General features: G+C 65.6%; 10 protein-coding genes. All 10 read left to right on the top strand.

Going from position 1 to position 11,606, the window contains the following annotated elements; translation table 11 throughout:
• Positions 1–59 precede the first annotated feature (59 nt).
• The 10 genes from aspT to MHZ91_RS03275 all read left to right on the top strand — a co-directional run bounded on the left by aspT (position 60) and on the right by MHZ91_RS03275 (position 11,548).
• Complete coding sequence (aspT, locus tag MHZ91_RS03320) at positions 60–1,760, top strand: aspartate-alanine antiporter (protein ID WP_239212444.1); 1,701 nt, start codon at positions 60–62, stop codon at positions 1,758–1,760.
• Between the two features lie 220 nt (positions 1,761–1,980).
• Positions 1,981–2,622 carry a peroxiredoxin gene (locus MHZ91_RS03315; protein WP_175124722.1) on the top strand — a complete coding sequence of 214 codons (642 nt, stop codon included), beginning with the start codon at positions 1,981–1,983 and terminating at the stop codon, positions 2,620–2,622.
• Positions 2,623–2,836: 214 nt separating this feature from the next.
• Positions 2,837–3,865 carry a sulfate ABC transporter substrate-binding protein gene (locus tag MHZ91_RS03310; RefSeq protein WP_175184322.1) on the top strand — a complete coding sequence of 343 codons (1,029 nt, stop codon included), beginning with the start codon at positions 2,837–2,839 and terminating at the stop codon, positions 3,863–3,865.
• Positions 3,866–3,889: 24 nt separating this feature from the next.
• Positions 3,890–4,780, top strand: coding sequence for a sulfate ABC transporter permease subunit CysT (gene cysT / locus MHZ91_RS03305; RefSeq protein ID WP_218345141.1), 891 nt, complete (start codon positions 3,890–3,892; stop codon positions 4,778–4,780).
• Positions 4,777–5,676, top strand: coding sequence for a sulfate ABC transporter permease subunit CysW (cysW, locus tag MHZ91_RS03300; RefSeq protein ID WP_218345140.1), 900 nt, complete (start codon positions 4,777–4,779; stop codon positions 5,674–5,676). The genes cysT and cysW overlap by 4 nt, the downstream gene beginning before the upstream one ends.
• Before the next feature lie 27 nt (positions 5,677–5,703).
• Positions 5,704–6,768, top strand: coding sequence for a sulfate/molybdate ABC transporter ATP-binding protein (locus tag MHZ91_RS03295; RefSeq protein ID WP_175124718.1), 1,065 nt, complete (start codon positions 5,704–5,706; stop codon positions 6,766–6,768).
• Positions 6,765–7,508 (top strand): phosphoadenylyl-sulfate reductase, encoded by a 744-nt coding sequence (locus tag MHZ91_RS03290; protein WP_239212443.1) that lies wholly within the window; start codon positions 6,765–6,767, stop codon positions 7,506–7,508. The genes MHZ91_RS03295 and MHZ91_RS03290 overlap by 4 nt, the downstream gene beginning before the upstream one ends.
• Before the next feature lie 39 nt (positions 7,509–7,547).
• A complete protein-coding gene (gene cysD / locus MHZ91_RS03285) occupies positions 7,548–8,456 on the top strand; it encodes a sulfate adenylyltransferase subunit CysD (protein WP_239212433.1) in 909 nt (302 codons plus the stop codon).
• 42 nt (positions 8,457–8,498) lie between these two features.
• Entirely contained in the window at positions 8,499–9,797 is a 1,299-nt protein-coding gene (locus tag MHZ91_RS03280; protein WP_105237942.1) for a sulfate adenylyltransferase subunit 1, read from the top strand.
• 212 nt (positions 9,798–10,009) lie between these two features.
• The gene (locus tag MHZ91_RS03275) at positions 10,010–11,548 is read left to right on the top strand and encodes a PA0069 family radical SAM protein (RefSeq protein ID WP_304505265.1); all 1,539 of its coding nucleotides are present in this window, start codon (positions 10,010–10,012) and stop codon (positions 11,546–11,548) included.
• Positions 11,549–11,606 lie beyond the last annotated feature (58 nt).

Genomic DNA, 11,606 nt, shown 5'->3' with positions numbered 1-11,606 from the left:
CGCGGTTGTTCGCAGCGCAGGCCATTGCACAGCAGGCAACAACAGGGCGGCGTGGACTCATGACGTGTTCGGTCGGGTTTTTCAATAGCGTTCCCATCGCGGTGCTGTTCGTCACGGTGGGTTTGGGATACCTGATCGGCAAGCTGAAGGTCGGGCCGATACAGCTAGGCGGCGTGTGCGGCACGCTCATCGTCGCCCTGCTGATCGGCCAGACGGGCTGCCAGATGCGCGGCGACCTGAAGGAGGTCGCGTTTGCGCTGTTCATCTTTGCGATGGGCTACTCCGGTGGCCCGCAGTTCTTCGCGAACCTTAACCGGTCCAGCCTGCGCTATGTCGTCCTGCCGCTGATCGAGGCGGTGCTGGTGCTGACGATCGTGCTGGCGGCCGTGCCGCTGTTCGGGCTGGATGCCGGTACCGCCGCGGGCCTGGCGGCGGGCGCTGCGACCGAATCGGCCGTGGTGGGCACCGCCGCCGAGGCGCTCAAGCACCTGGGCCTGCCGGACGCGGAAGTGCAGCGCATGGAGGCCAACATCGCCACGGCCTACACGCTGACCTATCTGGTGGGCCTCATCAGCATCGTGTTCTTCACCAGCCAGGTGGCGCCCGCGTTGCTGCGCATCAACCTGCGCGAAGCGTCCAAGGCGCTGGAGGCCAAGCTGGGTGCGGCGCCCGGCGACAACGACGAGGCCAGCCTGCCGACGCTGCCGCGTCTGGTGGGACGCGCCCACGTGGTCAAGGACGTGGACGGCAAGCGGGTGGGCGACGTGGAGGCGCAACTGGGCGGGCGCACCGTGATCAGCCGCGTCCTGCGCAACGGCGAGGCCGTCGACGCCACGCCCGACTACGTGCTTGCGACGGGCGACATCGTGGTGGTGCTGGGGCTGCGCCGCTTTGCCCTGCGCGCCGGATCGGTGATCGGTCCGGAGATCCAGTTGCCCGAAGCGCACGCGGACGACCTGCAATTGAGCGAGCTGCAGGTCATCGTCAGCAAGAAGGCCGTGAACGGCCACACGGTGGGCGAGCTGGCTTTGCGGCCCAATGCACGACGCGCGCGAGGCGTGTTCCTGCAATCCATCTCGCGCTCCGGCCACGTGCTACCCCTGACGCCGGCGACCGTGGTGCAGTTCGGCGATCTGGTCACCCTGGTGGGGGCGGAGCCCGAACTGTCCGAGGCGGGCGCGGCGCTGGGTTCCGAATTGCGCCGCAGCGGCGTGACGGACCTGGTGTTTCTGGCGTTTGGCATTCTTGCCGGGCTGATGATCGGCAGCCTGGGGGCAAGACTGTGGGGGATTCCGGTCTCGCTGGGCAGCGGGGGCGGGGCGCTGGTCAGCGGTCTGGTGTGCGGCTGGATCAACGCCAAGCGGCCGTCGATCGGGCACATGCCGGCCCATGCGGTGCAACTGCTCAAGGACCTGGGTCTGGCGATTTTCGTGGCGTGCGTGGGTTTGTCGGCGGGGCCGGATGCGCTGTCGCTGATCCGCGAGCATGGGGCGGTGCTGCCGCTGATCGGCCTGCTGGTGTCGCTGGGGCCCGCGTGCCTGTCGCTGTGGGTGGGACACAAACTGTTGAAGATCGAGGGGCCGCTGCTGGTGGGCGCCATTGCCGGGCAGCATGTCAGCACCCCGGCCATCAGCGCCATCCTGACCGCCAGCGGCAGCTCGGTGCCGCTGCTGGGCTACACGGTGACATACGCGATCGCCAACGTGCTGCTGCCCGTGCTGGGACCGATCATCGTGTCGCTGGCCTATCACCTGAGCTGACCCGGTGGCAGGGGCCGCCAGCGCTCGGCGTTAAGACGGCTGCGAATATTGCATAAGGTTATATGACTTGCGTATTTCCTCGCCTAAAGGTTTGATGGAAGAATCGTTTCACACGCGGTAACGTCACACGGCAACCTCCGCCACGAAACGCGATTGCCCGCTGCAGTCCATGCCGGACCGTCAGCCGGTCCCTACAACTGAATCCCGTACAGGAGACATCATGAGTCAACTACGCCTGGGCGACGTCGCCCCCGATTTCGAGCAGGAATCCTCGGCTGGCAAGATCCGCTTCCACGAGTACCTGGGCAACAGCTGGGGTGTGCTGTTCTCGCATCCGGCCGATTTCACGCCGGTTTGCACGACCGAACTGGGCTACACGGCCAAACTGGCCGACGAGTTTGCCAAGCGCAACGTGAAGGTCCTGGCCCTGTCGGTCGATGGCGCCGATTCGCACGCCAAGTGGATCGAAGACATCAACGACACGCAATCGACGACGGTCAACTTCCCGATCATCGCCGACAAGGATCGCAAGGTTTCCGAGCTTTACGACATGATCCACCCGAATGCCAGCGCCACGGCGACCGTGCGTTCGGTGTTCGTCATCGATCCGAACAAGAAGGTCCGCCTGACCATCACGTATCCCGCCAGCACGGGCCGCAACTTCAATGAAATCCTGCGCGTCATCGATTCGCTGCAGCTGACCGACAGCCACAGCGTGGCCACGCCGGTCAACTGGGAAGACGGCGACGACGTCATCATCGTTCCGTCCCTGCAGGACGAAGCGGTGATCAAGGAAAAATTCCCGAAGGGCTACAAGGCCGTGCGTCCGTACCTGCGCATCACGCCGCAACCGAATAAGTAAATTCGAAAAATGGGGGGTTGGCCCCCCCGGCTTGAACGCGGTCCCGCGCCGCCCGAACCGCCGCGATCTTCATAGAGGATCGCGGCGGTTTTTCGTTGTTGGGATGCCTGTCCTATATGCCTCTTGGCGATGAGCAACCAAATAATGATTCGTTCCGTTCAGATCGGCCAACACGCAAACTTGCCTCCACATTGCAGATCACAGGGAGCAAGGGATGTCTTTCAGGAAAGCCGGTTGGTTGGCCGCCTTGGCCGCAGTGACGGTTTCATTTGCCGCGATTGCGCCGGCGCAGGCGCAGCAGAAGCAGACGCTGCTGAACGTGTCCTACGATCCGACGCGCGAGCTCTACCGTGCGATCGATGACGCCTTCATCAAGCAGTACAAGGAAAAGGCGAACGTCGATCTGACGATCCGCCAGTCGCACGGCGGTTCCGGCCGCCAGGCGCGCTCGGTGATAGACGGGCTGGAAGCCGACGTGGTGACGCTGGCGCTGGCCTACGACATCGACGCCATCGCCGACCGCGGTCTCTTGCCCGAGAACTGGCAGGCCCGCCTGCCGCAGAACAGCTCGCCGTACACGTCCACCATCGTGTTCCTGGTGCGCAAGGGCAACCCCAAGCAGATCAAGGACTGGGACGATCTGCTCAAGGACGGTGTGCAGGTCATCACGCCCAATCCCAAGACCTCGGGCGGCGCCCGCTGGAACTATCTGGCCGCCTGGGCCTATGCGCTGGAGAAGAACGGCGGCAGCGAGGACAAGGCACGCGCCTTCGTCGGCGATCTGCTCAAGCACGTGCCGGTGCTGGATACCGGGGCGCGCGGCGCCACCACGACGTTCGTGGAACGCGGCGTGGGCGACGTGCTGCTGGCGTGGGAGAACGAGGCCTTCCTGGCGCTGGAAGAACTGGGTCCGGACAAGTTCGACATCGTGGTGCCGTCGCTGTCCATCCTGGCGGAACCGCCGGTGGCAGTCGTTGACAAGGTCGTGGACAAGAAGGGCACCCGCGCCGCCGCGCAGGCCTATCTGGAATTCCTGTACACCCCGGCCGCGCAGGAAATCATCGCCAAGAACTACTACCGGCCGCTGGACAAGACGGTCGCCGCCAAATACGAAGCCAAGTTCCCCAAGGTCAAGCTCGTCACCATCGACGACAAGATCTTCGGCGGCTGGCGCAAGGCGCAGAAGGATCACTTCAGCGACGGCGGCACCTTTGACCAGATCTATCAGCCGCAGAAGAAGTAACTGCATAACGTTCGGACGACGGCCATGACTTCAGCCTCGAACCCGGCGGCAATCGGCGCGCAAGCGCCTTTTGCCGTTCGGCGCAACAGCCCGGGCGTACTGCCCGGATTCGGCATTTCCATGGGCTACGCGGTGCTGTATCTCAGCGTGCTCGTGCTGATCCCGCTGGCCGCCTTGCCCATCAAGAGCGCCGGCCTGGGATGGCAGGGTTTCTGGGACGCGGTGACCGCGCCGCGCGTGATGGCCTCGTACAAGCTGACTTTCGGCGCGTCGTTCATCGCCGCGCTGGTGAACCTGGTGTTCGGCACGGTCGTCGCCTGGGTGCTGGTGCGCTATCGCTTTCCCGGCAAGAAGATCCTGGATGCGCTGGTCGACCTGCCGTTCGCGCTGCCGACGGCCGTGGCAGGCATCGCGCTGACCGCGCTGTATTCGCAGAAGGGCTGGCTGGGCGGGCCGCTGTCCGACTGGTTCGGCCTGAAGGTGGCGTTCACGCCGCTGGGTATCGTCATCGCGCTCATCTTCATCGGGGTGCCGTTCGTCGTGCGCACGGTGCAGCCGGTGCTCGAAGACGTGGAGCGCGAGATCGAAGAGGCCGCCGCCAGCCTGGGCGCGGACCGCTGGCAGACCTTCCGGCGCGTGCTGCTGCCGACGATCATGCCGGCCCTGATGACGGGCTTTGCGCTGGCGTTCGCGCGTGCGGTGGGCGAGTACGGGTCGGTGGTGTTCATCGCCGGCAACATGCCGATGGTGTCCGAGATCACGCCGCTGCTGATCATTTCCAAGCTGGAGCAGTTCGACTACGCCGGCGCGGCCGCCATCGCGACCGTGATGCTGGTGCTGTCGTTCGTGCTGCTCCTCATCATCAACCTGTTGCAGGGCTGGCAGGCGCGCCGCGGCCTGGGGAGGCAGTCATGAGCGCACCGGATCGTCCCGCGCATTTGACCGAGCCGCGCTGGGTGCGCGGCGTTTTGCTGTTCATCGCGCTGGGATTTCTGGCGCTGTTTCTGCTGGTGCCGCTGGCGGCCGTGTTTGCCGAGGCCTTCCGCAAGGGATGGGCGCTTTATCTTGAAGCGATCGTCGAGCCGGACGCCTGGGCGGCCATCCGGCTGACGTTGCTCGTCGCAGCCATCGCCTTGCCGGTGAACCTGGTGTTCGGCGTCGCCGCCGCGTGGGCCATCACAAAGTTCCAGTTCCGCGGAAAGCAGTTCCTGATCACGCTGATCGACTTGCCGTTCTCGGTGTCGCCGGTGGTGGCGGGCCTGGTGTTCGTGCTGCTGTTCGGCTCGCAGGGCTGGTTTGGCGAATGGCTGCAGGCCCACGACATCAAGATCGTCTACGCGGTGCCCGGCATCATTCTGGCGACGTTGTTCGTGACCTTTCCGTTCGTCGCGCGCGAGCTCATCCCGCTGATGCAGGCGCAGGGCAGCGAGGAAGAGCAGGCGGCGCTGACGCTGGGTGCGAGCGGCTGGCAGATCTTCTGGCGGGTGACGCTGCCGAACATCAAGTGGGGCTTGCTGTACGGCGCGATCCTGTGCAATGCGCGGGCCATGGGCGAGTTCGGCGCGGTGTCGGTGGTGTCGGGCCAGATCCGCGGGCTGACCAACACGATGACGCTGCATGTCGAGATTCTCTACAACGAATATCAGTATTCCGCGGCGTTCGCCGTTGCCTCGCTGCTCGCGCTGCTGGCGCTGGTGACGCTGGTGGCAAAGAACGTGGTCGAGTGGCGCAACGCGCGCATGCAGCAGAACGCGGACCAGCCGGTGGAGTATCCCGGCGCCGCGGTAGCCATCAAGCCGGCGGTTGCCTGACGTGGCCGGCCGTACAAGGAGACAGGCATGAGTATCGAAGTACGCAATCTATCCAAGCGGTTCGGACAGTTCCGCGCGCTGAACGACGTGTCGCTGCACATCGAAACCGGCGAGCTCGTGGCGCTGCTGGGCCCGTCGGGCTGCGGCAAGACGACGCTGCTGCGCATCATCGCCGGGCTGGAATCGGCCGATTCGGGCAGCGTGCTGTTCGCCGGCGAGGACGCCACCGCGGTGGACGTGCGCCAGCGCCAGGTGGGATTCGTTTTCCAGCACTACGCGCTGTTCAAGCACATGACGGTGTTCGAGAACGTGGCGTTCGGCCTGCGCGTCAAGCACCGTTCGCAGCGCCCGTCCGAGGACCAGATCAAGCGCAAGGTGCACGACCTGCTGGGCCTGGTGCAACTGGACTGGCTGGCCGACCGCTATCCGGCGCAATTGTCGGGCGGACAACGTCAACGCATTGCCCTGGCGCGTGCGCTGGCGGTCGAGCCGCGCGTGCTGCTGCTGGACGAACCTTTCGGCGCCCTGGACGCCAAGGTCCGTAAGGAATTGCGCCGTTGGCTGCGGCGGCTGCACGACGAGTTGCACGTGGCCAGCGTGTTCGTCACGCACGATCAGGAAGAGGCGCTGGAAGTCTCGGACCGCGTGGTGCTGATGAACGCCGGCCGCATTGAGCAGGTGGGCACGCCCCGCGAAGTCTGGGAAGGTCCGGCCACCCCGTTCGTCTACGGCTTCCTGGGCGACGTGAACCAGCTCCAAGGCACCGCCACGCGTGGCGTGTTTGAAGGCGCCGGCCTGTCGCTGCCCGCGCCCGAGCTGGCGCAGGCTGATGCGCAGCGCGCCACCGCGTACGTGCGCCCGCACGAGTTCGAGGTCGAGCGTTATCGCGCTGGCGCGGATGGCATTCCGGTGCGTCTGTCGCACGCCTATCTGGCCGGTCCCAGCGCGTATCTGGAACTGGCGCGCCAGGACACGGACGCGATCATCGAAGCCGAGGTGCCCGAATCGCTATATCAGGAGCTGAATCTGCGGGACGGCGAAATCCTGCTCGCGCGTCCCCGCCGGGCGCGCATCTTTGCGGTGCAGCCATGACGACGACCGATACCTCCGTTGAACTGACCCCGGCGCTGGCGGCGCGCTGGCGCGATCTGACCGAGCGCCTGGCGGACATCCAGCACCGTTATCCGGACGCCGCGCTGGCGTCGTCGCTGGCCGCCGAAGACATGGTGCTGACCCACGCCATCTACGACGGCGGCCTGGACCTGGAAGTGTTCACGTTGGACACCGGCCGCCTGCACGCCGAGACGCTGGGCGTGCTGGACGCCGTGCGGGAGCGCTATGGCCGTGAGGTCACCGTGTACCGGCCCGTTCAGGCGGCGGTCGACGAGCACGTCGCGGCGCACGGCGCCTATGCCTTTTACGAAAGCGTCGACCTGCGCAAGGCCTGTTGCCAGATCCGCAAGGTCGAACCGTTGAAACGCGCCCTGGCCGGCCGCGGCGCCTGGATCACCGGGCAACGGCGCGCGCAGTCCACGACGCGCGGCGAGCTGCTGCTGGAAGAGGACGACGCGACCTTCGGCCTCTACAAGTTCAACCCGCTGGCCGAGTGGAGCGAGGACGACATCTGGTCCGCCATCCGCGCGCTCGGCATTCCGTACAACCCGCTGCACGACCAGGGCTACCCGTCCATCGGTTGCGAACCCTGTACGCGCGCCATCCGCCCCGGCGAAGACCTGCGGGCGGGGCGCTGGTGGTGGGAGTCGTCCGACTCGAAGGAATGCGGCCTGCATGCGGGCAACCGGGTCATCACCATTGCGGCGCGCGCCGATTGAGCGCGGCCATGAATTCAAAATTGTTTTAGGGGAATATCTATGTCTGCCGTGATCCAACGCAGCCACCTGGATTGGCTGGAATCGGAAGCGATCTTCATCCTGCGTGAAGTCGCCGCCGAATGCGAAAAGCCCGTCCTGCTCTTTTCGGGCGGCAAGGACTCCGTCGTGCTGCTGCGCCTGGCCGAAAAGGCTTTCCGGCCGGGACGCTTTCCGTTCCCGCTGATGCACATCGACACCGCCCACAACTTCGACGAGGTGATCGCCTTTCGCGATGCCCGCGCGGCCGAACTGGGCGAAACCCTGATCGTGCGCAGCGTCGAAGACTCGATCAAGCGCGGCAGCGTCGTGCTGCGCCGCGAGACCGATTCGCGCAACGCGGCCCAGGCCGTGACGCTGCTGGAAGCCATCGAGGAGTTCGGGTTCGACGCCTGCATCGGCGGCGCGCGCCGCGACGAGGAAAAGGCGCGCGCCAAGGAACGCATCTTTTCGTTCCGAGACGAGTTCGGGCAGTGGGATCCCAAGGCTCAACGCCCCGAACTCTGGAACCTGTTCAACACCCGCGTGCATCGCGGCGAGAACATGCGCGTCTTTCCGATCTCGAACTGGACCGAGCTGGATGTATGGCAGTACATCCAGCGCGAACAGCTGGCGCTGCCGCCGATCTATTACGCGCACGAGCGCGAGGTGGTGCGCCGCAAGGGCCTGCTGGTGCCCGTTACCCGCCTGACGCCGCCGGCGGAAGGCGAACAGGTTGAGCGCCTGTCCGTCCGGTTCCGCACGGTGGGCGACATCTCGTGCACCTGCCCGGTCGCCTCCGAGGCCGCCGACACCATGGCCATCATCGCCGAGACCGCCGTGACCGACATCACCGAGCGCGGCGCCACGCGCATGGACGACCAGACTTCCGAGGCCTCGATGGAGCGCCGCAAGAAGGAAGGCTATTTCTGAATGAGATGACGCGCCGGCGCATGCCGGCGCCTGGGGAACCACATGAATGCACTGAACGATTCCTTTCTTTCCGGCGCCGACACCGGCGTGCTGCGGCTGATCACGGCGGGCTCCGTCGATGACGGCAAATCCACGCTGATCGGCCGCCTGCTGTACGACAGCAAGGGCGTCTTCGCCGATCAGCTGGACGCGATCTCGCGCGCCAAGCACAAGCGCGTGGCGGGCGACGGCATCGACTTTTCGCTGCTGACCGACGGCCTGGAAGCCGAACGGGAGCAGGGCATCACCATCGACGTCGCCTACCGCTACTTCTCGACGCCCACGCGCAAGTTCATCATCGCCGACGCGCCGGGCCACGAGCAGTACACGCGCAACATGGTGACCGGCGCGTCGACCGCGGACGTTGCCGTGATCCTGATCGACGCGACCCGCGCCGCCGACGGCAAGCTGCTGCCGCAGACCAAGCGGCACAGCACCATCGCGCGTCTCTTGGGCATCCGCCACATCGTCGTGGCGGTCAACAAGATGGACCTGGTGGACTGGGACCGCGCGGTGTTCGAACGCATCCGCGATGCCTATGCGGACCTGGCGGTCAAATTGGGCATTCCGCACTTCGACGCGCTGCCGCTGTCGGCGCTGAGCGGCGACAACGTCGTCACGTTGTCTGCCAAGACGCCCTGGTACGAAGGGCAACCGCTGCTCGCCCTATTGGAATCGCTGGATCTGTCGGGCGACGGCCGCACCTTGCCGCTGCGCTTTCCGGTGCAGTGGGTGTCGCGTCATGGCGGCGATCGCGCGGATGATTTCCGCGGCTATGCCGGCCGCGTCGCCAGCGGCGTGCTGCGCCCCGGCGACGAAGTGACGGTGCAGCCGTCGGGCGTGACGGCAGTGGTGCAGGAAGTGCGTGCGTTTGATCGTGCGCTGGATGAAGCGGTGGCTGGCGATTCGATCACGCTGGTGCTGGACCGCGACGTCGACGTGTCGCGCGGTGACGTGATCGTGCATACCGCCGCGCCGGCGCAGGTCTCGCGCGAGTTCGAAGCCGAACTGTGCTGGCTGGATGCGCAGGCGTTGAATCCTGCGCGCAAGTATCTGCTGAAGTCGGGCACGCGGCTGACGTCGGCGAAGGTGCGCGCGGTGTTGTCGCATCGGGACATCCATGAACTGCAGGAGGTCGAGAACACAGAAGGCACCTTGCGCATGAACGACATCGGACGCGTGACGTTGACGACGCGCGAGTCGTTGGCGGTTGATCGTTATGACGATGTGGCGGCGACCGGCGCGTTCATTCTGATCGACGAAGCCACGCATCAGACGGCCGCGGCAGGCATGCTGCGGTAAACCGCAATTTTGGATGAAAGGCGGGACCGCGTGGCCCGTTTTTTCGTGTTGTTTTTCGTCCAAACTCAATGCTGGCGCGGGTTTGCGGGCCATATCGCAAGATGAAATCGAATTGTTCAGACGATGTCTTCTTCTTGCGGTAAAGTTGGGCTGTCTTACGAAAAGGCTTTTGGTGCTTGTCAAAACCACTGTGTTTTTGTACAGTAGTTTTTATGGCACGCACCGATCATTCTTTTCCCGCCGGTTCTGGGTCCCCGGCTGCCGCCCCCGCCGCCTTGCGCGGTCGGGGTGCGGTTACTAATGTTCGGCATCGCTTTCAGCGCGATGACCGCGTGCAGGTCGACGACGGCTGGTCCGCTTCCGGTCTGCCTGCCGACTTCGTCGATTCTGTCCCCGATTCCTTTCCCGATATTTCATCGTCTGCCGGGCAAGCCGCTGCAGTTGAACAGACTGCAGGCGCTGCTGCCCGCGCCACGGTCATCCCCATCCTGCCCGACACGCTTTCCACGCCGGCCGCCCCTAAAACCACGGTCACTGCAGAAGAGGCGCGCAAGATCCTGTCGCGCAACGATTCCCCTGACATTCCGTTTGACGTGGCTGCCAATCCGTACCGCGGTTGCGAGCACGGTTGCGTGTACTGCTATGCCCGGCCCACGCACTCCTACCTGGGTTATTCACCCGGGCTGGACTTCGAAACGCGGCTGGTCGCCAAGGCCAATGCGGTCGAGGCCCTGCGCGCCGAACTGGCCCGCCCCGGCTACAAGCCGTCGCCCATCAATATCGGCTCGGCCACCGACGCCTACCAGCCCATCGAGCGCGACTGGCGCCTGACGCGCGGCATGCTCGAACTGGCGCTTGAAACCCGCCACCCGGTCACCATCGTCACCAAGAACGCGCTGGTTGCCCGCGACCTGGACCTGCTGGCGGCTCTGGCGCAGCAGAATCTCGTGGTGGTCTACATCAGCATCACCACGCTGGATGCCGGCATGGCCCGCACGCTGGAACCGCGCGCCGCCGCGCCGTGGCGCCGCCTGGAAGCGGTGCGCAGCCTCACCGACGCCGGCGTGCCGGTGGGCGTGCTGGTGGCTCCGGTCATCCCGTTCATCAACGACGAATCCATGGAACACATCCTCCAGGAGGCCAAGGCGGCCGGCGCGCATTACGCCAGCTACACGGTCCTGCGCCTGCCCTGGGAGGTCAAGACGCTGTTCGAGGACTGGCTCAACGCCCATTACCCGGACCGCGCGCAACGCGTCCTGCATCGCATCGAAGACCTGCGCAACGGCCGCCGCAACGATCCCAACTTCGGGTCGCGCATGCGCGGCACGGGCATCTGGGCTGACCTGCTGCGCCAGCGTTTTGCGGTTGCCACGCGCAAGCTGGGGCTGAACCGTACCCGCCTGTCGCTCGATTGCAGCCGGTTCGTGCCGCCCGCGGGGCCCGGTGCCTCAGCGTCGCTATTCGATGGCGCGGCGTCCGGAGCTGCAGGGGTTGACGCAGCGGGTGCTGCAACCGGCGTAGCCGCAACGCCGTCGGGATCAACCAGCGTTGCTGGCGATGCCCGCTCGGCTGGCGCCGGCAACGCGGCCGGCTCCGCCAATGCCGCTACCGATTTTCAATCCCCGGTTGGCGCGAAAGCGTCTTCAGGGGTCCCTTTTCCTGGTGGTTTGCCCGCGGTCAGCGGCGCATACGGGCGCGGTGCGCGCCAGTTGCGCGCCATGGCGGCCGGCCAATTGTCTTTGTTCGATTGACCGCAGGCTGCTGTTGCCTCGGGTGCATGCCAGGGCGATTTGCCTCGGCGCTGGAACG

Origin of the sequence: Achromobacter sp. ACRQX (assembly GCF_022346505.1) — a bacterium.
Classification (GTDB): Bacteria; Pseudomonadota; Gammaproteobacteria; order Burkholderiales; family Burkholderiaceae_B; genus Achromobacter; species Achromobacter animicus.
This window is presented reverse-complemented; position numbering and strand designations above follow the sequence as displayed.